The sequence below is a fragment of the Clostridium sp. UBA1056 genome, from assembly GCA_002316385.1.
Lineage (GTDB): Bacteria > Bacillota > Clostridia > Clostridiales > Clostridiaceae > Clostridium_J.
This window is the reverse complement of record DCDL01000004.1, coordinates 209,588-236,004: the sequence shown is the minus strand read 5'-3', so window position 1 is coordinate 236,004 and position 26,417 is coordinate 209,588. Positions and strand designations below refer to the sequence as shown.

24 protein-coding genes and 1 riboswitch are annotated in these 26,417 nt (G+C 30.4%); all 24 genes read left to right on the top strand.

The window, feature by feature from the left end; translation table 11 throughout:
- The first annotated feature begins 51 nt into the window (after positions 1-51).
- The 24 genes from B3W71_RS02155 to B3W71_RS02040 all read left to right on the top strand — a co-directional run bounded on the left by B3W71_RS02155 (position 52) and on the right by B3W71_RS02040 (position 26,227).
- Complete coding sequence (locus tag B3W71_RS02155) at positions 52-1,050, top strand: type IV pilus twitching motility protein PilT (protein ID WP_346887283.1); 999 nt, start codon at positions 52-54, stop codon at positions 1,048-1,050.
- A 336-nt stretch (positions 1,051-1,386) separates the two neighbouring features.
- Positions 1,387-2,646, top strand: coding sequence for a cell division protein FtsA (gene ftsA, locus B3W71_RS02150; protein WP_346887282.1), 1,260 nt, complete (start codon positions 1,387-1,389; stop codon positions 2,644-2,646).
- Positions 2,643-3,752, top strand: coding sequence for a cell division protein FtsZ (gene ftsZ / locus B3W71_RS02145; protein WP_346887281.1), 1,110 nt, complete (start codon positions 2,643-2,645; stop codon positions 3,750-3,752). Before ftsA ends, ftsZ begins: the two co-directional genes overlap by 4 nt.
- A gap of 266 nt (positions 3,753-4,018) precedes the next feature.
- Positions 4,019-4,822 (top strand): sigma-E processing peptidase SpoIIGA, encoded by an 804-nt coding sequence (gene spoIIGA / locus B3W71_RS02140; protein WP_346887280.1) that lies wholly within the window; start codon positions 4,019-4,021, stop codon positions 4,820-4,822.
- A 41-nt stretch (positions 4,823-4,863) separates the two neighbouring features.
- The gene (sigE, locus tag B3W71_RS02135) at positions 4,864-5,574 is read left to right on the top strand and encodes an RNA polymerase sporulation sigma factor SigE (RefSeq protein ID WP_346887360.1); all 711 of its coding nucleotides are present in this window, start codon (positions 4,864-4,866) and stop codon (positions 5,572-5,574) included.
- Between the two features lie 73 nt (positions 5,575-5,647).
- Positions 5,648-6,421 (top strand): RNA polymerase sporulation sigma factor SigG, encoded by a 774-nt coding sequence (gene sigG, locus B3W71_RS02130; protein WP_147519479.1) that lies wholly within the window; start codon positions 5,648-5,650, stop codon positions 6,419-6,421.
- A gap of 645 nt (positions 6,422-7,066) precedes the next feature.
- Positions 7,067-7,852, top strand: coding sequence for a 5'/3'-nucleotidase SurE (gene surE / locus B3W71_RS02125; RefSeq protein WP_346887279.1), 786 nt, complete (start codon positions 7,067-7,069; stop codon positions 7,850-7,852).
- Positions 7,853-7,982: 130 nt separating this feature from the next.
- A complete protein-coding gene (locus B3W71_RS02120) occupies positions 7,983-8,240 on the top strand; it encodes a YlmC/YmxH family sporulation protein (protein WP_346887278.1) in 258 nt (85 codons plus the stop codon).
- An 84-nt stretch (positions 8,241-8,324) separates the two neighbouring features.
- Positions 8,325-8,780, top strand: coding sequence for a transcriptional regulator NrdR (nrdR, locus tag B3W71_RS02115; RefSeq protein WP_346887277.1), 456 nt, complete (start codon positions 8,325-8,327; stop codon positions 8,778-8,780).
- On the top strand, positions 8,770-9,519 hold the full coding sequence (gene pgeF, locus B3W71_RS02110; protein WP_346887276.1) for a peptidoglycan editing factor PgeF: 750 nt from the start codon (positions 8,770-8,772) through the stop codon (positions 9,517-9,519). Before nrdR ends, pgeF begins: the two co-directional genes overlap by 11 nt.
- Entirely contained in the window at positions 9,519-10,229 is a 711-nt protein-coding gene (locus B3W71_RS02105; RefSeq protein WP_346887359.1) for a response regulator transcription factor, read from the top strand. Before pgeF ends, B3W71_RS02105 begins: the two co-directional genes overlap by 1 nt.
- On the top strand, positions 10,219-11,952 hold the full coding sequence (locus tag B3W71_RS02100; RefSeq protein WP_346887275.1) for a HAMP domain-containing sensor histidine kinase: 1,734 nt from the start codon (positions 10,219-10,221) through the stop codon (positions 11,950-11,952). Before B3W71_RS02105 ends, B3W71_RS02100 begins: the two co-directional genes overlap by 11 nt.
- Before the next feature lie 371 nt (positions 11,953-12,323).
- On the top strand, positions 12,324-13,175 hold the full coding sequence (locus B3W71_RS02095; protein ID WP_346887274.1) for a phosphate ABC transporter substrate-binding protein: 852 nt from the start codon (positions 12,324-12,326) through the stop codon (positions 13,173-13,175).
- Between the two features lie 107 nt (positions 13,176-13,282).
- Complete coding sequence (pstC, locus tag B3W71_RS02090) at positions 13,283-14,170, top strand: phosphate ABC transporter permease subunit PstC (protein ID WP_414631969.1); 888 nt, start codon at positions 13,283-13,285, stop codon at positions 14,168-14,170.
- A gap of 1 nt (position 14,171) precedes the next feature.
- Positions 14,172-14,996, top strand: coding sequence for a phosphate ABC transporter permease PstA (pstA, locus tag B3W71_RS02085; protein ID WP_346887272.1), 825 nt, complete (start codon positions 14,172-14,174; stop codon positions 14,994-14,996).
- A gap of 29 nt (positions 14,997-15,025) precedes the next feature.
- A complete protein-coding gene (gene pstB, locus B3W71_RS02080; protein WP_346887271.1) occupies positions 15,026-15,775 on the top strand; it encodes a phosphate ABC transporter ATP-binding protein PstB in 750 nt (249 codons plus the stop codon).
- A 60-nt stretch (positions 15,776-15,835) separates the two neighbouring features.
- Positions 15,836-16,489 (top strand): phosphate signaling complex protein PhoU, encoded by a 654-nt coding sequence (gene phoU, locus B3W71_RS02075; protein WP_346887270.1) that lies wholly within the window; start codon positions 15,836-15,838, stop codon positions 16,487-16,489.
- 197 nt (positions 16,490-16,686) lie between these two features.
- Complete coding sequence (locus tag B3W71_RS02070) at positions 16,687-18,021, top strand: DUF512 domain-containing protein (protein WP_346887269.1); 1,335 nt, start codon at positions 16,687-16,689, stop codon at positions 18,019-18,021.
- Position 18,022: 1 nt separating this feature from the next.
- Entirely contained in the window at positions 18,023-19,342 is a 1,320-nt protein-coding gene (gene der, locus B3W71_RS02065) for a ribosome biogenesis GTPase Der (protein ID WP_346887268.1), read from the top strand.
- 141 nt (positions 19,343-19,483) lie between these two features.
- The gene (locus tag B3W71_RS02060; RefSeq protein ID WP_346887267.1) at positions 19,484-20,485 is read left to right on the top strand and encodes an NAD(P)H-dependent glycerol-3-phosphate dehydrogenase; all 1,002 of its coding nucleotides are present in this window, start codon (positions 19,484-19,486) and stop codon (positions 20,483-20,485) included.
- A gap of 146 nt (positions 20,486-20,631) precedes the next feature.
- Entirely contained in the window at positions 20,632-21,612 is a 981-nt protein-coding gene (locus B3W71_RS02055; RefSeq protein ID WP_346887266.1) for a M15 family metallopeptidase, read from the top strand.
- 142 nt (positions 21,613-21,754) lie between these two features.
- Complete coding sequence (gene spoIVA / locus B3W71_RS02050; RefSeq protein WP_346887265.1) at positions 21,755-23,233, top strand: stage IV sporulation protein A; 1,479 nt, start codon at positions 21,755-21,757, stop codon at positions 23,231-23,233.
- Between the two features lie 395 nt (positions 23,234-23,628).
- Entirely contained in the window at positions 23,629-24,612 is a 984-nt protein-coding gene (locus tag B3W71_RS02045; protein WP_346887264.1) for an asparaginase, read from the top strand.
- Between the two features lie 85 nt (positions 24,613-24,697).
- Positions 24,698-24,797, top strand: a riboswitch (purine riboswitch).
- Positions 24,798-24,871: 74 nt separating this feature from the next.
- The gene (locus tag B3W71_RS02040) at positions 24,872-26,227 is read left to right on the top strand and encodes an NCS2 family permease (protein WP_346887263.1); all 1,356 of its coding nucleotides are present in this window, start codon (positions 24,872-24,874) and stop codon (positions 26,225-26,227) included.
- Positions 26,228-26,417: the final 190 nt, after the last annotated feature.

The following is a 26,417-nucleotide window of genomic DNA, read 5'->3' as shown; positions in this document are numbered from 1 at the left end:
ATATAACAATATATGTCTAAATTTATTTTATGATATATGAGGAGATAATAAATGGAGTTAAAGGAACTTTTAAAATATGTAGTCGAAAATGAAGGTTCAGACTTACACTTATCTGTAGGAGCGCCTCCAATCCAAAGAAAAAATGGAGAGTTAGTAGATATAATAGAAGACGTTTTATCTGAAGAAGAAGTTAGGCAATATAGCAAGGAAATTCTTGGAGAAGATTACTTGCTATATAATGAAGTAGGAGAGATGGATAAACTATATACATTACCTGAAGTAGGAAGATACAGAGTTAATGTATATAAAGACCGAGGTTTTGACACTATTGCAATTAGAGTAGTACCGATAAAAGTTCCAACTCTAGAGGATTTAAATATGCCTGCAATCATAAGGGAATTTACAAATAAAAAGGACGGATTAATTCTTATAACTGGCCCTACAGGAAGTGGTAAGAGTACTACTATGGCGGCTATGATAAATGAGATAAATACAAACAAAAAAACTCATATTGTAACTTTAGAAGATCCTATAGAATATCTACATAGTCATAAAAAATCTCTAATAAATCAAAGGGAAATAGGCAGCGATACTGAATGCTATGATAGTGGATTAAGAGCTATACTTAGAGAGGATCCAGATGTAATTTTAGTAGGAGAAATAAGAGATTTAGAAACTATGTCTGCAGTATTACTTGCAGCAGAAACAGGACATTTGGTAGTTTCTACGTTACATACCATAAGTGCGTATAAAACTATTGATAGAATTATAAACTATTTTCCTGCTGAACAACAATTGAGAATAAGAAATCAGCTTTCTACAGTGTTAAGGGGGATTGTATGTCAAAGATTGTTCAAGAAGGTAGATGGTAATGAAAGAGTTGCAGCAATTGAAGTAATGGTGAACACGCCAGCAATTCAAAATTTAATTAGAGAAGGAAAAATACATCAAATACCATCTATTATGGAAACTTCATCGAAATATGGTATGCAGACAATGGAAATAGCTATAGGCAAAATCAGTAGATACATTGATGAAGAAGAGCTATAGAATTATAGAATATGCTGGTAAAAGTCTACAATATTAAGGGAATAGAAAAATTTAACTATTGTGTTTTTTTTAATTAAGTTTTATACTATATATAGAATATAAATGATTTAATGGTATATTTATATTCAATTAGGAATTCTCATTAATATGAATTTATTTATGCAAAAAGCATATAGTTGCTTCTTATTAAGAAGCTATAATGGTGGCAGCCTTAGTATAACATAAACTTATTCTGAAAATATTCTTTTATTTTGAAGGAATTTAAATTTTTATGTTGAATATACCTTTGTACACTGTAAACTTCTTAGGAAGTAGGATGTGGGGGGAATATGATAGATGAATGATTACATTGTTGGAATAGATATAAGTTCTTCGAAGGTATGTGGAGTAGTTGGGAAATTAGATCAAGAAAATAAAATACAGATTGCTGGAATTACTACTTCTGATTATGAAGGAGTCAAAGATAATGTAATATTGGATGAAAAGGATATTTCCGACATAGTACGCAATGTAATGGAGCGTTTAAAGGAAATTGTAAATTCACCATTAGAAGAGACATACGTATCTGTACCAATTTCCTTATGTGAAATTGTAAAAACTAAAGGAGTTTTATCATTTCAAGAAATGAAGGAGATTACCTATGAGGACATAGTAAATGTAGGTGAGGTTGCAAAGTTTTGTGTTAGCAAGGATCAAGAAATTGTCCAAGTTGATATTGAAGAATACATAGTTGATTCTATGAAGAATATTACTAATCCACTAGGAATGAAGGGAAAAGTACTTGAATCAGAAGGTAATGCATTTATATTGGATAAAAAATATGTTGATGGATATAAAAGATGTTTAAAAGAAGCTGGAATCGAGATAAAGGGATGGGTAATAAATGCTATATGTATAGGCAAGGATGTAATTGAAGATGCTGAGCTTGCTAAAGGTGTAGCAGTTATTGATGTTGGAAGTTCTAATATGGAAGTTACAGTTTTTAAAAATAATAGATTCTTAGATTGCTTTTCAGTACCTTTAGGTGGTAAGAATATTACAAATGATATTTCTATTTGTTTGAATCTACCATTACAGGATAGTGAAAGACTAAAGTTTAAGTGTAATACTTTATTAAAAGAAAATTCCGTAGGGAATTATAAAATGAAGGTTAACACTAATGGAAATGATGTAGTTGAAGTTAATTATGAAATGTTAGTGGATATAATATGTGAAAGAGTTAAGGAGCTACTTGAAATAATAAGCAAGCACATTGAAAAAGAGCAACTTAGTGATCAAATTAGCAGTTTCGTAATTGTTGGAGGCGGAATATCTTTATTTAGAGACATTACAGCTATAGCTTCAGAGTTATTAGGAAAGCCAGTTAGAATAGGGGTTCCAAACTATGTTGGGGCAGCAAACCCAATATATTCAACAGCTACAGGAATTATAAGATATGTTTTAAGTAAAGAACAGCTCTTTAATAAAAATGAAAATTGCTGTAAAAGTGATAATGAAGAATTAAGTAGTAGCAATAATAGAAATAAAGAAAATAAGTTTATGACAAGGCTAAAAGGAATTCTAAAGAGTTTTTCTAATGAGGAGGTAATAAAGTGATTGATTTCGATATTCAAAATGATGATTTATGTAAAATTAAAGTTGTAGGTTGTGGAGGCGGTGGAAACAACGCTGTAAATAGAATGATTGAAGAAGGACTTAAAAATGTTGAATTTATAGGTATTAATACAGATAAACAAGCATTATTTTTGTCAAAGGCTGAATTTAAAATTCAATTAGGGGACAAGCTTACTAGAGGTTTAGGAGCTGGTGCTAATCCGGAAATTGGTAGAAAAGCAGCTGAAGAAAGCAAAGAAGAAATAATCGAAGCCTTAAAAGGTGCAGACATGGTATTTGTCACATGTGGAATGGGTGGAGGAACTGGTACAGGAGCTGCGCCAGTAGTTGCAGAAATAGCAAAATCTATGGGAATCTTAACTGTAGGAGTTGTAACTAAGCCATTCCCATTTGAAGGAAGAAAAAGAATGATTCATGCAGAAGCTGGAATTAAAGCTTTAAAGGAATCAGTTGATACTTTAGTTACCATTCCAAATGAAAGATTATTATCTCTTGTAGATAAGAAAACTACTCTTGTAGAATCTTTTAGAAAAGCAGATGATGTTTTAAAACAAGGTGTGCAAGGTATATCCGACTTAATAACTATACCAGGATTAATTAACCTTGACTTTGCAGATATTAGCACTATTATGGTAAACAAAGGACTTGCTCATATGGGAGTAGGTGTTGGAACTGGTGATAGTAGAGCTCAAGATGCTGCAAGACAAGCAATAGCGAGCCCACTTTTAGAAACTTCAATTATAGGTGCTACTGGAGTACTTTTAAATGTTACTGGTGGATCTGATTTATCTTTATTAGAAATTAATGAAGCAGCACAAATAGTACAAGAAGAGGCTGATCCAGATGCAAATATCATATTTGGTGCTGTAATTGATGAAAGTTTAAATGACGAAATAAGAATAACCGTTATTGCTACAGGATTTGATAGTGAAAAAACTAAAATAGATAGTGGAGTAGGGTTTGACTCTATTAAAAGTCAAAGTGCTAAGTCAGAGGTGGCTGCTACTCAATCAAGTGAAGCTATACCGCCTAAAGATGAAGGCGAAGACTTTACAGTACCTACATGGCTTAGAAAAAATATGAGATAATATTGCTTATTAAGGAGCTATTTCAGAATTAACCTAAAGTTAATTCTGAAATAGCTCCTTTTTTATTATACTTTATAAATGGTAATCTCTTTTATTTTATCAGTAATTTTATGCTTAAGCTTTGCCATTAATTTTGAATATATAGAATTCAAAAAAAAAATCGTAAAATGACATAATTTCCTAGTAATAATATGGAATTTTACAATAGGATTTTACAAATTTTACTGTAACTAATCTATATAATAATCCTTAAGGGGGTAAAGAAAATGGTAGTGTACTTAGATATGCTTTTATTGGAGAACTTTTTAGTAAACTTATTTTTATTAACCATAACTATGCAGACAATAAAAAAGAAAGTTCCAACAGGGAGATTAATGTTAAGTTCAATTATTGGTACTTCGTATGTTTTAACCATAGTCATTCCTAAGTTGCAGTTATTTGCAACTACACCTTTTAAAATAGTAGTGGCAGTAATAATGATCTTAATAGCTATTAAGGATAAAAGTGTTATTGAAATATTAAAGGCAATGGGGATATTTGTATTATATTCTATACTCCTTGCAGGAATGGCCTTTTACTTAGCTATAAAAGATAATCCATCTTTATCACCAAGTGCTATGATATATAATTTTTCTTATAAAAATCTTATATTATCTTTAATGATTACCTATATATTAGTTTATAAATTGATAGTTTATGTAAAAGAGAGGCGAATATTAACTAGTTATGTGTATAATACAGAAATATGTATAGATAATGTTAAGACTATAATAAAAGCTTTCTTAGATACTGGAAACGAACTTCGAGAACCAGCAACTAATTTACCAGTAATAATTGTGGAAAAGGAACTTTTCAAAGATTTAAATTTAAAGACTCATGATATATACAATATTCCTTACTCTGTTGTTAATGGATATAATGGAAAACTTATTGGGATTAAACCAGATAGTGTTAAGATTAACATTAATGGAGATATGAGAGAGAAAAATTTGATATTAGCATTTTCTGATAAAAAGCTTAGTAAGCATAGTGATTATAACGGGCTTTTACCAAGGGGGATTATAGAATAGGGGGAGTTTTTATGAATAATGTATTAAAAAAGGTTACAGAAATGAGGAACAAGTTACAGAGTATATTAAGTAGGTTTTTAAGTAAATTTAAGGGGTTTGCAAAATCCATATACTACATAGGGGGAAATGATGCATTACCACCACCATTGACTAAAGAAGAAGAGGAAGCCTTAGTAGAAAACTTAGAAATGGGGGATGAAAGTATAAGATCTATTCTAATTGAGCGTAATTTAAGATTAGTGGTTTATATAGCTAGAAAATTTGAAAATACAGGAGTAAATGTAGAGGATTTAATATCGGTAGGAACTATAGGACTTATAAAGGCAGTAAATACCTTCGCACCAGAGAAGAAAATTAAGTTAGCGACTTATTCTTCTAGATGCATAGAAAATGAAATACTTATGTACTTGAGAAGAAATAACAAGATAAAAACAGAAATTTCATTTTATGAGCCGCTGAATATCGATTGGGATGGGAATGAACTATTATTATCAGACATATTAGGTACGGATAGTAATGTAGTATATAACTATATAGAAGAAGAAGTGGATAAACAACTTCTTCGTATTGCTATGGATAAATTAAATAGTCGAGAAAAAGAAATAATAGAGTTAAGATTTGGTTTAAATGGAGTTACAGAAAGAACTCAAAAGGAAGTGGCTGATATGCTTGGTATATCCCAATCCTACATTTCTAGACTAGAAAAAAGAATAATCAAAAGACTTAAAAAAGAAATTAATAAAATGTTATAAGGTTGTCTTTAGTATAAAAAAGTTACAGCAGGAGATAATTTTAATGTAATTATTCTGAAGGGAATGAGACCTTATGATGATTAATAAAGTGGAAATTTGTGGAGTAAATACTTCAAAGCTACCTGTATTAAAAGAGAAGGAAATGAGGGAGCTACTAATCAAAATAAAGCAGGGTGATAAGGGCTGTAGAGAAGATTTTATAAAAGGAAATCTTAGATTAGTATTAAGTGTGATTCAAAGATTTAATAACAGAGGGGAAAATGTAGATGACTTATTTCAAGTAGGATGTATAGGTCTTATGAAGGCCATAGATAATTTTGATTTAAGTCAAAACGTAAGATTTTCCACTTATGCAGTACCGATGATAATTGGAGAAATTAGAAGATACCTTCGGGATAATAACTCTATTAGAGTAAGTAGATCTTTAAGAGATATTGCTTATAAGGCCTTACAAGTAAGAGATAAGCTTGTTAATAAGGATAACAAGGAACCCACTATCTCTCAAATTGCAAAGGAACTAGAAATGCCTAAAGAAGAGGTGGTATTTGCGCTAGACGCAATTCAAGATCCTATTTCATTATTTGAACCTATCTACCATGATGGTGGAGATGCCATATTCGTTATGGATCAAATTAGCGATAGTAAGAATTTAGATGATGGATGGCTTGAAAATATATCAATAAAGGAAGGCATGAAAAAGCTTACAGATAGAGAAAAATTAATCTTAAATCTAAGATTTTTTCAAGGAAGGACCCAAATGGAGGTTGCTGATGAAATTGGAATATCTCAAGCTCAGGTTTCAAGGTTAGAGAAGACAGCACTTAAACATATGAGAAAACACGTGTAATATAATTATTTACAGGTAGGTAGCTTAATTTTAGAGTTAAAAACTAATTACGATATTTTAATATAATTAATTGATATTATGTTAAAAATTTATATTGTAATGAAGTTAAAATTAAAGTTTATAATTTAGCAAAGAAGAGCCTAGGCTCTTTTTTGTTTTATATAATATTATAAATCTGTAATATATAAATAATTTAATAAAATCAATAATACAAATATGAACATTGCGAATTAATTAGTATGAATTAATGTATATATATAATATGGAAAATACTGAAATTAAACAAAATTTGATTAATATATGTATATTCTGTTAAAATAGTTTTGTAGTAAATATACTGTATTTCTATTGATAAAGTATCTCAAGTTTATTTGTTCCGTTGTATGCATATATAAGAATATGCAGTATAGATATTAAAAGAAACTTCTCTAAAATTTTTAATAAAAAGTGAATATTACCTAAATAGAACTTTAAGGAATGTTATCTATTTTTAAATGAGGTTATACTTTCTATGACTTCAATTAAAGATATAATCTAAAATTTTAATTTTTGACTTAGAAAATTAACAAAATTTAATATATTAACATATAAAATATAGTCTTGATAATTTAATTAGATTTTAGGATATTAAATAGGAGGATTTACATGAAAATATTAATTACAAACGATGATGGAATAAATGCAAGAGGAATAATTGACTTAGCAAGAGAAATATCTAAAAAACATGAAGTTATAGTTGTAGCTCCAAGAGATCAAAAAAGTGCATCTAGTCATTCCATATCAATTCATGATCCAATAAAAATAAGAGAAGAAGGATTAAGTGAAAATTTTAAATCTTATAGTTTAGCTGGGACACCAGCAGATTGTACACAAGCTGGATTATCTTTAATTGGAGATAATATTGATCTGGTTATTTCTGGAATAAATAGAGGGTTAAATTGTGGCACAGATATATTATACTCAGGGACAGTATCTGCAGCTATAGAAGGAGCGATATATAGTGTTCCATCAATTGCTGTTTCTATGGAGGTTGATTGGGATAAGGAAGACGAAGACTATACAAAAGCTGTTAAGTGGATAAGTAAAATTGTAGATATAGCAGAAAAAAGTTATTTAAAAAATAATGTAGTACTTAATGTAAATATTCCCAATAGGGGAGAAAATGAAATTAAGGGGATAAAAGTTTGTAAATTAGGAAAATTAACTTATAAAACAGATTATGTACTCATAGATGAAAATGAAGATAAAGTATATATAAAAAAAGGTACTAGAAATGACATTATAGAAGATGACTCTGATTTGTATTTTTTATCAAATGGATATGTAACATTAACACCCTTACATTTTGATTTTACCAACTTTAAAATATTAGATGAGGTAAAGAACATATTTGAAAATGAGGTCATGGAAAAGTGGAAGGATAAAAAATAAAGACTTAATAAAAGCCGTTATACAAATATCAGCAGGATATATTTTAAAGAGCTCAGGCTCTTTTTTTATGTTCTATATTGTTTCAAAGAGAATATAGATAAAATGATATAAAATTTAGGGAGGAATTTTTATGGAGACTTCAATGTTTGCAGTAAATAGCTTAAAAACCATGGAGGTTATAGATATTAATACAGGTGCTAAGCTTGGATATATAAAAGATTTTAAAGTAAATTGTGAAGAGTATAAATTAGAAGCTATCATACTTCCAACGCATAAATCTGGATGGTTCTCAAAAAATGAAGATATAGAACTGCCTTGGGAAAGAATTAAAAAGATTGGAGTAGATGTTATCTTAGTAGATGGAGATGGAGTAGTGGAAAATAATTAATTGAAAAGAATTAATTATATACAAATGGTGAATACTTTGTGTATAATCGTAGTATAAATAGAAAACTAAGAGGATGTGATTACATTGAAGTGTCCTTATTGTAATGGAGAAGAAAGTAAGGTTGTAGACTCGAGAGCAACAGATGATGATGGTTCAATTAGACGAAGAAGAGAATGCCTTAATTGTAGTAAAAGATATACTACCTATGAAAAAATAGAGAATATACAAATATTTGTTATTAAAAGAAATTTAACTAGAGAGGTATTTGATAGAGATAAAATTATAAGTGGCGTTATAAGGGCCTGTGAAAAGAGACCTGTGTCAAGATTAGATATAGAAAATTTAGTAAATTCTATTGAAAAAAGACTTAATAATACCATGACTAGCGAAATAAGTTCTGAAGAAATAGGAGAATTAATATTGGAGAAGTTGAGGGATATAGATGAAGTTGCTTATATAAGATTTGCATCTGTATATAGAAAGTTTGATGATATTAATAGTTTCATAGAGGAGATAAAGGGATTAAGTGATGAAAAGTAATATGAAGTCTTATAACGTAGAAAATTATGAGTTTTTAACCTATGATTTAGATGAAGATATAAAAGTTGGATTTTCCACAGCTAAGAACCAATTGAATTTTAATAAAAACCTTAATGAAGGAAAATCTAATTTAAACAATTTTAAAAAATGGTTTCAAGTTGATGAGGTTGTATATTTAAATCAAGTCCATGGAATTAAAGTTTACCCTTATGATGGACAGGGGTTCATGGTGAATTCAGATGGAGATGGCATTGTAACAAAAGAGAAAAATGTTGCCATAGGAGTGTTTACAGCAGACTGCGTACCGATAATTTTAGTAGATACTAAAAATAAAATTATAGCTGCTCTTCATAGTGGATGGAAGGGAACCTTAAATAATATAGCTTCTCAAGGAATTAAAGTTATGAAGGAGATCTATGGTGCTGATGAAAACTATATTAAAGCTTTTATAGGTCCTCATAATAAAAGTTGTTGTTATGAAGTAAGTGAAGAGCTTATAGATACTTTTAAGAACTGTGATTTATTCAAAAATCAAGAAATTAGTTTTGGTAGAAACTTAGATTTACAAAAGTGTGTAGAAATACAATTAATTAATGAAGGAATAAAAAATAATAATATAGTATGTTTAAATTTATGTACACATTGTAGCAATGATAAGAAACTATATTCCTATAGAAAAAAAGAAGAATCTCAGGGTAGGTTATTTTCATTTATATTTATCCATGAGCAGAGGGAGTGATATTTATGGAGAAAACAATATTAGTAGTTGATGATGAGGCGCATATCCAGGAACTAATTAAATTTAATTTAATTAAAAATGGTTTTAAGGTTATAACTGCTGATAATGGAATTGATGCACTAAAAATAACTGAGGATGAAAAGCCGGATTTAATATTTTTAGATCTTATGTTACCAGGCATGGATGGGTTGGAAGTATGTAAATCTATTAGAAAAAATTCAGCCATTGAAGCTACACCAATAATTATGATTACAGCTAAAGGCGAAGAATTAGATAAGATTTTAGGACTAGAATTAGGAGCAGATGATTATATAACAAAACCTTTCTCAGTTAGAGAATTAGTAGCTAGGGCTAAAGCTATTTTAAGAAGAACTAGTTTCAAACAAGAAGACAATGGTTTTAAATTTGGAGATATAAGTATAGATTATCAAAAGCATGAAGTTTATAAAGGTGGAGAAAAGGTAGAACTTACATTAAAGGAGTTTGAGCTTTTAGAGATACTTATTAAAAATAAGGGAAAAGTTATGACAAGAGATTTTCTATTAGATAAGATATGGGGTTATGAATATGTAGGTGAAACTAGAACGGTAGATGTTCATGTGAGACATTTAAGGCAAAAAATAGAGGATAATGATAAGAATCCAATTTATATTCAAACCATTAGAGGTATAGGATATAAATTTAACTATGGAGAAAATTATGAAAGATAATTCAAAAGGAACTATGAAAAGAAGACTAATGCTAAGTGTTTTTGTAGCATTAGTTTTTATATTAGGGTTTGTAACGATGGCATTTTATTCCATAGCTACTTATGAAAGTGAGGACAGTGCTAAAGAGCAATTAGATATTTATACTTACTTAGTAAGTGAGCAGATTAGTAATGGGGATAAGGAAAGCTTTTCCAGGACTGTAGACAAACTAGGTAATCTAAATGTTAGAATAACTGTTTTAGATGAAAGTGGAAGTGTTAAATTTGATTCGTTAGGAGATACTGAAAAGCTAGAGAATCATAATGATAGAGAAGAAGTTGTTATGGCTAGACTAGAAGGGGAAGGAGTTGCTACTAGATATAGTGAAAGCGAAGGACAGTATGTAATTTACTATGCTGTGGCCATGGAAGATGGTACAGTAGCTAGAACCTCTACATCTGTAAAAGGAACTCATGAATTAAATAATACATATATAGTATGGTATGGTGGTGCTATACTTATAATGATTTTTATATCTCTTTGGATTGCCAATAAATTATCTTATATAATAGTTAAGCCAATTCGTGATTTAGATTCTATTACATCTATGATTACTAATGGAAATTTAAGTAGAAGAATTAAAATTACTACCAATGATGAACTTGGTAAATTAGCTTTAAATTTTAATCATATGGCAGATAGACTTGAAAATAGTTTACATGAAGTAAGTGAAAAGCAAAATAGGCTTTCAGCAATTCTTCAAAGTATGGAAAGTGGTGTAATAGCCATAGATAACAGTCATAACATTATAATGATAAATAACTATGCAAAAAAAATTTTTAACATTAAAGGGGATGTGGTAGGGAATCCAGTTCAAAATATATGTAGTGAAGTAGATTTCAAATCCATATTTTCTATGAGAGATAGAGATATTCAAGAGTTCAAGTTAAATGTTCCTAACATGAAATTTCTTAGAGTGAGAACTGCAGACATTATAGTTAATAATCATCAACATATTGGAGCTGTAGCAGTAATACAAGATATTACTGATTTTAAAAAATTAGAGAATATGAGAACTGAATTTGTGGCTAATGTATCCCATGAGCTTAAAACTCCCCTTACATCTATAAGAGGTTTTTCTGAAACATTAAAAGATGTTGAAGATGAAGAAACTAAGAATAAATTTTTAACTATTATAAATGAAGAAGCAGAAAGACTTACGATACTTATATCAGATATATTACTTTTATCGCAAATTGAACACAAACAAGAGTTTAAGAAAGAAGTATTTAGTGTAAATAAAGCAATAGAAGATGTATTTTATTTAATGAAGAATACAGGAGAAAAGAAACAAGTCCATTTGAGTGTAGGGGGAGACGACATCCCTGATATTCTAGGTGATAAAGATAAGTTCAAACAGATGCTTATAAATCTAGTGGATAACGGAATTAAATATAGTGAACCCCTTGATGCAGTAACAATTACAAAGATAGCTTGCGATACATACTTTAAAGTTATAGTAGAAGATACCGGTATGGGGATTGATATGGAATGTATACCGAGACTTTTTGAAAGATTTTATAGAGTTGATAAAGCTAGGTCAAGAGCAAAGGGTGGAACTGGATTAGGTCTTGCTATAGTTAAACATATAGTCATTGGATTTAATGGAAGTATAGATGTAGAAAGTACCTTAGGTGTAGGCACTAAATTTATAATTACAATTCCATATAGTACAGAAAAGTAAAATTGAGATATTATGCAGTAGGTTGTAAGATGGGTAAACTGTACATTGTAAGAGAGACACAGAAAAGAAGCTGTGTTACCTTACAGGGTATAGTTTACTTTTTTGACTAAAAAAGGATACACAAAATACAGGGTAATATTTATGTGAATTTTACCTTATTAAATTTTAAAATTTATGCTGTTTTCAATGAGTGAATTTTTCGACAAAAATTTAACTCAATCGAAAAAGACTTCCAATAGACTTCATATTTTTGTTAAATATAATTAACTTAAGTAAAGTTTTTTTAATATAGGTATAATAATGGGTTAACTAATAAAGACTAAAATAAATATTGTAAGATAGATAAGAAAACAAATTGGAGGGAAAATCACATGAAAAAGAAATCAATAAGAATATTAATAGCAGGAATAGTTGCAACAATGACTATGGGATTATTAGTAGGTTGTGGAGGAAAGGATACTTCCAATTCAGGTAATAGTAGTGAAGGAAAGGCTATAACAATTAAAGTATCAGGGTCAACATCTGTAGGGCCATTAATGGAAAAAGAGGCAGAAGCCTATAAAGGAGAAAATTCAAATACTACTGTAGAGGTTCAACAAATAGGGTCTTCAGCAGGAATAAAAAATGCAATAGAAGGTGTTAGTGAAATAGGTATGTCCTCTCGTGAACTAAAGGATGCTGAGAAATCACAGGTTACTGAACAAGTAATAGCTTATGATGGAATAGCATTAGTAGTTCATCCATCAAATAAAGCTGAAAATTTAACTATGGAACAAATTAAAGGTATATATACAGGAGCCATAACTAATTGGAAGGATGTTGGAGGAAATGATGCTCCAATAGTAGTAGTTTCAAGAGAAGATGGATCTGGAACAAGAGATGCTTTCCAAGAAATCGCTGGATATAAATCAGAAGAGTTAGATAAAAAATCAACAATAGCAGAGGGGAATGGAAGCGTTAAAACTACAGTTTCAACTAATGTAAATGCTATCGGATATATTTCTTTTGAACAATTAGATAAGTCAGTCAAGGGTTTAAAGGTTGAAGGAGTAGAAGCAACTCCAGAAAAAGTTTTAAGTAAAGAATATAAATTATCAAGACCTTTCTCAGTAGTTTATAAAGAAAGTAACATAACAGAGAATGGAAAAAAATTTATTGATTATATTTTAAGTGACAAAGGTCAAGCGATTGTAGAACAATCAGGTGGAATAAAGGTGAAATAAATAATTCATATGCCACAATGGATATAGACCTTTGAGAGAAAGTTTTATCTTAAGGGTCTATTGAATTTGAATTGGAGGTAAACTATATGTCAGTGAAATCAGTTAAGATGGAAAAACCCCAAAAGCCAAAGGGGGTAAAATATATCATTGATGGTATATCAGAAAATATTTTTAAAGTGTGTGCTTTAGTAGCAGTTATGAGTTTAATTTTGATAATAGGCTTTGTATTTTATAAGGGATTAACACCATTTATATATAAAGGATATTCTTTTAGAGAATTCTTAATAGGAACAGAATGGATACCAAGCTCAGATAAGTATGGAATTCTTCCTATGATCATTGCTTCTATATATGGAACATTAGGTTCTCTTGTAATAGGAGTACCTATAGGAATATTAACAGCAATTTTTATTGTGGAAATAGCACCTAAGCCAGCAGCCAAGATAATGTCTCAGAGTGTAGAGCTATTAGCAGGAATTCCTTCTGTATTATTTGGAGTATTTGCTCTTGGAATAATAGTACCGGCGATTCAAAATAAATTAAATCTTCCTAAAGGACAAAGCCTACTTGCAGTTATAATAGTTCTTTCTATAATGATGTTGCCTACTATAATTTCAGTGGCAGAGACAGCTATAAGATCAGTACCTAAACAATATAAGGAGGCATCTTTAGCATTAGGAGCATCGAAAATTGAAACTATATTTAAGGTAATTTTACCAGCTGCTAAATCTGGAATTTTAACAGCAGTTGTATTAGGAATGGGAAGAGCTATTGGAGAAACCATGGCGGTTATATTAGTTGCTGGCAATAGTCCTATTATACCATCTAGTATAACGGATAGTATAAGACCACTTACTACTAACATAGCTCTAGAGATGGGATATGCTTTTGGGACTCATCAAGAAATGCTTTTTGCAACAGGAGTAGTTTTATTTTCTTTCATTCTACTATTAAACTTTGTAATAGCTAAAATATCAGAAAAGGCAGGTAATTAATATGAGAAAAGTAAAAGATAATATGTTAAAAGCTATTTTATGGTTATCTGCAGTTATCACAGTTGTAATTATTGCAACTATAGTAGGATATATATTTAAAAAAGGGTTTGGACTAATAGATTTTAACTTTATCTTTGGAGATTATTCACCCACCACTGGAGGAGGAATATTTCCGATGATAATAACCACATTATTAACAGTAATATTGTCATTATTAATATCACTTCCTATAGGAATATGCGGAGCTATTTATCTACAAGAATATGCAAAACAAGGTAGAAGTGTTAAACTAATTAGATTTGCTACAGAAAGTCTTGCAGGAATACCATCTATAATATATGGATTATTTGGAACAGTATTCTTTGTATCTACTCTTAAATTACAGTTTTCAATTTTATCTGGATCTTTAACCCTTGCTATCATTGTGTTACCTGTAATTATAAGAACAACAGAGGAAGCTTTAAAGACAGTGCCTCAAAGTTATAGGGAAGGTGCCATAGCTTTAGGCTCAACTAAGTTTGAAGTTATTTATAAAATAATAGTACCTAGTGCAATGCCAGGTATTTTATCAGGAGTAATACTATCCATTGGAAGAATAATAGGTGAATCAGCAGCTATGCTTTTAACAGCAGGAACTGTAGCAGCAATGCCACGAAATCTTATGTCAAGTGGTAGAACTCTTACTGTCCATGCTTATTTAGTTACTAAGGAAGCTGGAAATATAGAGCTTGCTTCAGCAATTGGTGTAATACTCATATTTATAATCTTAGCTTTAAGTTTAATAGCTAAGGGAATTACAAGAACAATAAATAAAGAAAAGTTTTAATGACTAGGATATAGCTAGGAGGAAATACTATGTCAATAATTTCTGTAAAAGATCTTAACCTATACTATGGAACAAATAATGCACTTAAAAATATAAATATGGAAATAGATAAAAATAGCGTTACAGCTTTAATAGGACCATCAGGATGTGGAAAGTCAACATTTCTTAGAACATTAAATAGAATGAATGATCTAATTGAAGATGTAAAAATAGAAGGTCAAGTTTTATTTGAAGATAGAAATATTTATAAGGACTTGAATGAAATTGAACTAAGAAAAAGAGTGGGTATGGTATTTCAAAAACCCAATCCATTTCCAATGTCAATTTATGATAACATTGCCTATGGACCTAGAATTCATGGAATAAAAGATAAAAAGAAACTAGATGAAATTGTAGAGAAATCTCTTCAAGGATCAGCCCTTTGGAAAGAAGTAAAAGATAGACTTAAGAAAAGTGCCATGGGATTATCCGGTGGCCAACAGCAAAGACTTTGTATTGCAAGAACTATAGCTGTTGAGCCAGAAGTAATATTAATGGATGAACCAACTTCTGCACTGGACCCTATATCTACATCAAAGGTAGAAGAACTTATGGATGTACTTAAAGAAAAATACACTATAGTAATAGTTACTCACAATATGCAACAAGCCGGCCGTATATCAGATAAAACAGCTTTCTTTTTAAATGGAGAAGTTATTGAGTATGGAAAAACTGAGGAGATGTTCCATATGCCTAGGGATAAAAGAACAGAAGATTATATAACAGGAAGATTCGGTTAATCATACTATAAAATATGTAGCAATTAAAAAGTTAAAATTTATAAAGTGTAGGTGAAGGATATGACAAGAAATAGTTTTGATCTTAAATTACAACAACTTCATGAAGATTTAATGTCCATGGGTGAGGCAGTAGTTAAACAAATAGAAGATAGTATTAATGCACTAAAGGAACAGGATGAAGCTTTAACTGATAAAGTAATTGAAAAAGATGATATCGTAGATAAGTTTGAAGAAGAAATAGAGGATAAGTGTATAAAGCTTATGGCTACAGAACAACCACTGGCTAGTGATTTAAGAAGAATATTTATAGCTACTAAAATTATAACAGATTTAGAAAGAATGGGAGACCATGCTGTAGATATAGCTAAGATAGCAAAAAAGCTCATTGGAGAAAACTATATTAAGGAACTTATAGATATACCTAAAATGGCTAAAATTGTAGAGGGAATGATTAAAGATTCTTTAGAGGTATATATAACTAGAGATGTAAACAGGGCGCATGAAGTAAGCAAGATGGATGATGAAGTAGATAAATTATATAAGAATATATTTGCTGAATTACTTATAATAATGAGAAATGATCCAACCACTATAAATCAAGCTAGCCAGTTTCTCTTTGTCTGCAAATTCTTAGAGCGTATGGCAGATCATGCTACTAACATTTGTGAATGGACTGTATACTTAGAGTGTGGAGAAAGATTAAAATTAAATTAATTGTAATTCCCTTTTAAATTATAAGTTGGCTATATGTAGTCAGCTTTTTTATTTACTCCAAAATTAAATTGAATTTTTGTTGAAAAAGTGGAAGCTTTAATGTAATCTTAATGAGGTGCATTGACTAGGGAATATAATTAAGATAATATAACATAATAGTGGTATAATCATGCTATGCAAATGAAGGAGATACAAAAATGAAAAATGAAATAAGTAAGATTATCCCAGGGTCTATTGCAGAAGAAGTAGACATTGAAGTTGGAGATAGACTTCTAAGGATAAATGAAAATGATGTTAAAGATATAATAGATTATAAATTTCTTATTACTGATGAGGTTTTGCTTTTAGAAATAGAAAAGCAAGATGGCGAGATTTGGGAAATTGAAATAGAAAAGGATTATGATGAAGATTTAGGTATAGTGTTTAGAGAAGGAATTCTAGATAAACCTATGAGATGTCATAATGATTGTATTTTTTGTTTTATAGATCAGCTTCCTAAAGGTATGAGAGAAACCTTATATTTTAAAGATGATGACTCAAGATTATCATTTCTTCAAGGAAACTTTTTAACTTTAACTAATATGAAGGAAGAGGATATAGAAAGAATAATAAAATATAAAATAAGTCCAATAAATGTATCAGTACATACCACAAATCCAGAGCTTAGAGTTAGAATGCTTAATAATAGATTTGCAGGTAAAATATATGATATACTTAAGAGGTTAGCGGCGGCAGGGATAAAGATGAACACTCAAATTGTTTGTTGCCCAGGAATTAATGATGGTGAAGAATTAGTTAAAACTATAGAGGATTTATATAAGCTTTATCCTAATGTTAATAGCGTAGCAGTAGTGCCATTAGGTATAACTAAACATAGAGAAGGATTAAAAAAGATGAAGTTATTTACTCAGGAAACTTCTCTTGAACAAGTTAACTTAGTTAAAGCCCTACAAGAAAAATACTATAAAGAAAGTGGAACACCTTTTGTTAGATTGTCAGATGAATTCTATATAGTATCAGGAGAGCCATTGCCGGATTCTTATCATTATGAGGGATTTGAGCAAATTGAAGATGGTGTAGGTATGGTAACTCTATTAAAGGACACTATTGATGCAACATTACCAGAGTTGAAGAAAGATGGAGCTGGATCTTTTACCTTTGTAACAGGAACTTTAGTTTATCCGGAGATAGTACATATAAAAGATAAAATTCAAAGTATAAATAGTAATATAAATATTTCAGTGGAGAAGATACCAAATAAGTTTTTTGGAGAGACTATTACAGTAACGGGGCTTTTAACAGGAATTGATATAATAAATACTCTTAAGGAACGAGGGTATGGAGATTATGTTATAATACCTGATAATGTACTTAGAAAGGGATATGAACTTTCTAACTCAGATGAAGCCATATTATTAGATGATTATACTGTAGAAGATTTAGCTAAAGAACTAAATAGAAAAGTTATTATTTGTGATTTCACCGGAGACAATTTAATAACTATAATAAATGAACATTTAAGGGAGGATTAATATGGGAAAACCAGTAGTTGCTATTGTTGGAAGACCAAATGTAGGAAAGTCTACACTTTTTAATAAATTAGCAGGAAAGAGAATAGCCATAGTAGAAGATACACCAGGAGTTACAAGAGATAGAATTTATGCGGAGGCTGAATGGCTAAGACATAACTTTACAATTATTGATACCGGTGGAATTGAGCCAGAAAATGAAGATATCATAATGGTGCAAATGAGAAGGCAAGCCAATATTGCTATAGAAACAGCTGATGTAATTATATTTATAGTAGATGGTAAAGCAGGTCTTCATCCAGCAGATTATGAAGTAGCACAAATGCTTAGAAAATCAGGAAAACCAATAACACTAGTAGTAAATAAAATTGATAGAAGAGAATTGGAAGATAATGCCTATGAGTTTTATAACTTAGGTATAGGTAATCCTGTAACTATTTCATCTACTCAGGGACTTGGTCTTGGAGATATGTTAGATGAAGTAGTGGCTCATTTTGATGAACTAGGAAGTGGTGAAGAAGATGAAGAGTACATAAAGATTGCCATGGTTGGTAAGCCAAATGTAGGAAAGTCATCACTTATAAATAAACTATTAGGTGAAAATAGAAATATAGTAAGTAACATACCAGGTACAACAAGAGATGCCATTGATAGTAAACTTGAAACTGAAGAAGGTAAATTTATATTAATAGATACTGCAGGCTTAAGAAGAAAGAGTAAGGTTAAGGAAGAGATAGAGAGATATAGTGTTATAAGAACTCTTACAGCTATAGAGAGAGCAGATATATGTATATTGATTCTTGATGCTACAGAAGAGCTAAGTGATCAAGATGAGAAAATTATAGGATATGCTCATGAACTTAATAAGGCTATACTTGTAATAGTTAATAAGTGGGATCTTATTGAAAAAGATGATAAGACTATGAATGATTATAAAGCTAGAATTGGTAGAGGATTATCATTTATGCCATATGCTAATTATTTATTTATATCTGCTCTTACAGGTCAAAGAGTAAATAAAGTTCTTACAATGGCTAAAGAATGCTATAATAATTATACTAAGAGAATAGCTACAGGAGTATTAAATGATGTGGTAAGTAAAGCTGTGCTTATGAATGAGCCACCAGTAGTTGCACTAAGAAGAATGAAAATATACTATGTAACTCAAGTTGATGTGAAACCACCTACATTTATATTCTTTGTTAATGATCCAGCACTATTACACTTCTCTTATGAGAGATATTTAGAAAATAAGCTAAGAGAGAGTTTTGATTTTAAAGGTACTGGAATAAAAATTATATTTAGAAAGAGAAAAGAAGATTAATAAAAATTTTACATTTTCTGTTACAACTGTATTTTCAGTGAATTAAAAAGGAATTAATAGGAATAATGAGAATAAATATTATAATATTTATTCTCATTATTTTATAGACTTAAATATATAATTTAAGAAAGAAGGGATAAGGTGAATAAGATCTCATTTATTGGAGGAGGAAGTTTTGGTACAGCTTTAGCTGTATTACTTTCTAAGAAAGGATCAGAATGTTCTGTTTGGTGTCATAGTGAAAGTACCATTGATGATATTAATATTAGAAGAGAAAATACAAAGTACCTTAAAGGTATAACTATACCAGAGAAAGTCACTGCCTATAGTGATATTGAAAAAACCATAAAAAACAGTCAAATAGTAGTTCTTGCAGTACCTTCAAAGGCTATTAGAGAAATAGCAAGAAAAGTAGCACCCTTTCTTGGCGGTGATGAAATAATTGTAACAGTAGCTAAAGGTATAGAAAAGTATACATTAAAAAGAATGTCACAGATAATAGAAGATGAGATAAAAGACCATCCTATAGTTGTGTTATCAGGTCCTAGTCATGCAGAAGAGGTGGCAAGAGATATACCTACTACAGTAACAGCAGCTTCAAAGGATATGGAAGCTGCAAGAAAAATACAAAATATATTTAGTAATAATACTTTTAGGGTTTATACTAATGATGATTTAATTGGAGTTGAAATAGGAGGAGCCTTTAAAAATATAATTGCCCTTGCTGCTGGTATTTCAGATGGTATCGGGTATGGGGATAATACAAAGGCAGCACTAATGACTAGAGGAATGAGTGAAATAATAAGGGTTGGAACGAAACTTTCAGGAAAAGCAGAGACCTTTTATGGGCTTACTGGAATGGGTGACTTAATAGTTACATGTACTAGTATGCATAGTAGAAATAGAAGAGCAGGAATTTTAATTGGTAGTGGAAAAACTGTGGAAGAAGCTACAGCAGAGGTAGGAATGGTTGTAGAGGGAATTGAGGCAGTTAAAGCTTTTTATGAGTTGAAGTCTAAAATCAATGTAGATATGCCGATAACTACTGCTTTATATGAAGTTCTTTTTGAAGGGAAGAATCCTAAAGAGTCTGTAATTGAATTGATGGGAAGAAAGTATAAAGAGGAAAACCATAAATTGTAAACATTTATTTAAATAAGTTATTTTGACAATATTTTATTTTGACAATAATATATTATTTGATATAATGATATAAAGTTAGGTAGGTGAGAATTAATTTTATTTTCAATGAGACATTGAAAATAAAGGTAGGAGGCTAACAAAAGTATATGTTAAATAAAAAAAGTAAAAATTACAAACATAAAAAAATGACATTTTATAAAAAGCAAGATATTTTTTATAAAAAGAAATCAGGTTTTAATAAGGGAACTACAATAATTATAGGCTTATTGTTTTTGGTAAGCATAATGATTGGCCTTGTATTAAGGGAGGATTCAAAAGTTCTTGATGCATCTAATACAGCTAGCAATGATTATGAAAATGCAAACGCTAACGAAAATACAAGCACTAACGAAAATGCAAATTCTAATGATAATGTAGGAAAGATAACACCTTCTAGAGGAGATAAATATAAAGATAATAACTTAGAAGATGTACCTGATTTAAATAGCTCTAAAGTTAGCTCTACATTAACAAAAGAGGAGATAGCTGAAATAAAAGATATTATTAGTAATGACACTACAGGAATATATAAGCTAGCAAATAAAGAAAATCTACTTTCAAAGGATTATATGCCGAATAATTTAGTTATTCCTAATATAAGCTTAGTAGCTGAAAAAAGTGATGAAAGAAATCTAGTTAGTGAAACTATGGTTAAGGATCTAGAGGCAATGTTTTATGATGCTCAAAAAGAAGGACTTAATCTATTTTTAAGTAATGGATATAGAGGATATGCTTCTCAAGTATATCTATATAATGAAGATGTTCAAAACAATGGTAAAAAAGATAGTGATTATGTAGCAAAGCCTGGAGAAAGTGAACATCAACTGGGATTAGCTGTCGATATTACTAGTAAAGATATGACCTTTGAGTTAAATCAATCCTTTGAAAATACAAAGGAGGGTGCTTGGGCTTTGGGAAATGCTTATAAGTATGGCTTCATTTTAAGATATCCTAAAACTAAAGAAGATATAACTGGTTACGAATATGAGCCATGGCATTACAGATATATTGGAAATAAGACCATTAGTAAGATTTGTCATGATAAAGACCTAACATTAGAAGAATTACTTGACTATACTAAAAATTAATAAGTTAGATTAAAAATAGATTATATGATAAAAGTTTTCCTTTTAAAATAAAGAGGGAAACTTTTTTTATTTTATTAAGTCATAATATGAATTTTATATCAATATATATATAATGTTAATATGTAGTTGCGGGAGGGTAGCCTTGGAAAATTTTGATATATATAAAGATATAGCAGAAAGAACTCAAGGGGATATATATGTAGGGGTAGTAGGACCAGTTAGAACAGGTAAATCTACTTTTATTAAAAAGTTCATGGAACTAATGGTTATACCTAACATAGAAAATCCTCATAAGAAGGACAGAGCAAAAGATGAATTGCCACAAAGTGGATCTGGAAAGTCTATTCATACTACAGAACCTAAATTTGTTCCTAACGAGGCTGTAGAAATTCAGTTTGAGGATGGAATAAAATTTAAAGTTAGAATGGTTGACTGTGTTGGGTATATAGTAAAGAATGCTCTAGGTTATACAGAAGCTGATGCACCTAAAATGGTTTCTACTCCATGGCATGATTATGAAATTCCATTTGAGCAAGCAGCAGAGATAGGAACTAAGAAGGTGATAACAGATCACTCTACAATAGGTATAGTTGTAGCTACAGATGGAAGTATTACAGGATTAGAGAGAGACGATTATGTAGATGCCGAGGAGAGAGTTATAAATGAGCTTAAAGAGATAAATAAGCCATTTATAATCATTTTAAATACTGTAAACCCAAGCTCAGAAGATACTAGGGAATTAAAAAGGGATCTAGAAGAAAAGTATGATGTGCCTGTAAAAGTTATGGATGTAATGAATATAGGTAGTAAAGAGATTACAGAAATATTTGACACAGTGCTAAGAGAGTTCCCAATAAAAGAAATAAATATCGATATGCCTCAATGGATGGAGAGTCTAAATTCATCTCATTGGTTAAAGGTAAACATAATGACTATTTTAAAAGCCATGTGTAAAGATATCTATAAAGTTAGAGATGTTAAAAGATGTCTTGATGCCTTTAAAGGCATTGAATTCTTATCAGACATAAAAGTTAAAGAGATGAATATGGGAGAGGGTACTTCCTGTGTGGATATTAATCCAAAACACGAATTATTCTATAAAATTCTTGGAGAGATTTGTAATACTGATATAAGAAATGAAAATGATCTACTAAGTATCATGGAAAGTTTCTATAAGGCTAAAATAGAATATGATAAGGTTGCGGAGGCATTAAGGGAAGTTAATGAAACTGGGTATGGTCTAGTTGCACCGCAACTTACTGAAATGAAGTTAGAAGAGCCTGAAATTGTTAAAAAGGGCAATCAATATGGTGTTAAATTAAAAGCTTCAGCTCCATCATTGCATTTAATTAAAGCTGATATTGAAACAGAAATTCAACCAATAATGGGTAGCGAAAAACAAAGTGAAGAGTTCTATAAATCAATTTTAGAGCAATTTGAAAATGATCCATCTCAAATTTGGCAAAGCAATATGTTTGGTAAATCTTTAGAAGAGTTAGTTAAAGAGGGACTTCAAAACAAACTTTACAAAATGCCTGAAGATGTTCAAGTTAAACTTCAAAAGACACTTCAAAAAATTATTAATGAGGGAAATGGTGGGCTTATCTGCATAATTATCTAATGAGAGTTAAAATATTTTCTTCAAATTTAAAAATATAGTTTTGAAATTGTTAATAATTTCAAAACTATATTTTTTTATTATATAATTTATATAGCTGAAATGTATTAAGCGATGTAAAAGTTTTCAACAATATGGCTATAATTATATAAGGTACATTTACAATTTACGTAAGAAGGATATATAATTAAAATGGATTAAAAATAAATTAATTATAATTGGTCTTTTACTTTGAGATTATCAAGTGAAACTTAGCTTTAGTTGGAGTTTTTATTCTCGTTGAAGCTAAGTCAAAATTCTCTAGGGTACAACTGTTACCTATCATATTCGTAGGGTATGAAAGCACTACAGTTGCTAGACATAAGATAAACAATAAAGACTTAGGAGGTACATAAAATATGAGTAAAGTTGTAGTAATATTTAATGGTGGAACTATATCTATGAAGGTTGATGAGAAAATAAAAGCAGCAGTACCTAATCTAACAGGTGAAGAAATAATGTCTATGGTAACAGGTATTGAGTCTTATGCTGAGGTAGAATCATATACATTTTCTAGCTTGCCAAGTCCGCATATGACTCCAGATATAATGCTGCAATTATCGAACTATGTTAAGAGCTTTTTAGAAAGGGAAGATGTAGATGGAGTGGTAGTTACCCATGGAACAGATACTCTTGAAGAAACAGCATACTTTTTACAACTTACTATAAAGAGTGAAAAGCCAGTTGTGGTTACAGGATCTATGAGAAATAGTTCTGAGCTTGGATATGATGGACCTGCTAACTTAGCAGCATCTATTTGTACGGCCACATCTAAAGCATCAAGAGATAGAGGCGTAATCGTATGTTTAAATAATGAGCTAAATTGTGCCAGTGAGGTTACAAAATCTCATTCTATGCATCTTAATACATTCCAAAGTCCAGAATTTGGCCCTATAGGTATTGTTGATAGCAATGAAGTAAGATTCTATAGGGAGAGTACTACAAAAGAGTATATTGATACCAAGGTAATAGAAAACAATGTTCAACTTATTAAATCTTGTGCAGGAATGGATGGCACTCTTATAGATTATTGTGTTAGTCAGGAGGCTAAGGGATTAGTAATAGAAGCTATGGGAAGAGGTAACATTCCACCTTTAATGGCTGACTCAGTGAAAAAAGCTATAGGTAAGGGTGTAGCGGTAGTAATAGTTTCTAGATGTTATAAAGGCAGAGTTCTGGATAGTTATGGATACGAAGGTGGCGGAAAAGAGCTAAGAAACATGGGCGTTATATTTGGAGATAGCATACCAGGACAAAAAGCAAGAATAAAGCTTATCTTAGCTCTTGGAAAAACAAAAAAATTAGATGAAATAAGAGAGATATTTGAAAAAGGACATTATTAATACACGAACAATAAAAAATAAAATAAAATAAATATACGGAAAAATGTTGACATGGGTGGATAAAGTTGATATTATAAGCATGTAAAAAGAAATAACCACTAGTTTTCATATATATCTAATGTGATGGATTAGATGTTTCTACCGGATACCGATAAAATCCGACTATGAGAATTCCTATATTTGGAAGAAAGAGCCACTGGAATTCTCATCCGGTGGCTATTATTTTGCAATAATATGTATCAATAGGAGGACAAGCTTTATGGAAAAACTTTTCAAGCTTAAAGAAAATGGCACAAATGTGAAGAGAGAAGTTATTGGTGGATTAATAACTTTTTTAACCATGGCATACATAATAGCAGTTAATGCCAACATACTAGGTGATCCAGGGGTCGGAATGGATCCGGGAGCAGTAGTAACAGCTACTTGTTTAGCAGCTGGAGTTACTACTATTTTAATGGGACTTTATGCAAACCTACCATTAGGACTAGCTTCAGGAATGGGACTTAACGCATTCTTTGCTTATACAGTAGTAATGGAGATGGGAATATCTTGGCAAGTGGCACTAACAGCAGTGTTTGTAGAAGGAATTATATTTATTTTATTATCATTAACAAAGGTTAGAGAAGCCATTGTAGAATGTATACCAACTAACTTAAAATATGCAGTTACTGCAGGTATTGGATTATTTATAGCGTTTATAGGCTTTGGTAATGCAGGAATAGTAGTTGGAAGCCAAGCTACAAAGGTAACAATGGGTAACTTATTAAGCCCAACAGCATTAATTACAATATTAGGTGTAGTTGTTATAGTTATTTTATCAAAAAAGAATGTAAAAGGTGCAATTCTTTGGGGAATGGTTGCCAGTGCTGTGGCTGCATGGACATATGCTGCTATATCACCAGAAGCTGCAGCTACCTTCGGAATATATTTGCCAGAAGGAATTTTAAAGTTTGAATCCATAGCACCAATTGCAGGTAAATTAGATTTCTCAGTATTCTCTCAGCTAGGAAATATATCAGAATTTATTTCAGTAGTATTTGTATTCTTATTTGTAGATTTCTTTGATACAGCTGGAACTCTAGTTGGAGTGGCATCTAAAATTGGAATGATGGACAAAGATGGTAAGGTTAAAAATGCAGGAAAAGCATTATTAGTAGATGCAATTGGAACAACTTTTGGAGCTCTTATAGGAACATCTACAGTTACAACTTATGTAGAGAGTTCAGCAGGGGTTGCAGCGGGAGCTAGAACAGGACTTTCAGCCGTAGTTACAGGAATACTATTCTTACTAGCCATGTTCTTATCACCACTATTTATAGCTATACCAAGCTGTGCAACAGCACCAGCTTTAATCATTGTAGGATTCTTCATGATAGAGTCAGTTAAAAATATAGATTTCTCTGACTTTACTGAAGGAGTACCGGCTTTCCTTACTATAGCATTAATGCCTATGACATATAGTATTGGTGATGGACTAATGATGGGTATGTTATCATATGCTATATTAAATTTAATAGCTAATATAACAACAAAGGAAGCTAAAGATAGAAAACGAGTATCTTTCGTTGTATATATTCTAGCGATAGTATTCTTACTAAAGATAATTTTTATATAGTGAGGATTCCTAACTTCAGGTGGAACTTTAGCACTGATGAAGGCAACATTTAAAAATGTTATAATGATTCATATATAAACAACTGTGATTTTATTCAACTAATTTATGAATGAGGGACATAAGCTTAAAAATTAGCTTATGTTCCTCATTTGTGATTTAGGCATCTTCAAAAAAATAAATAAGTCAGAAT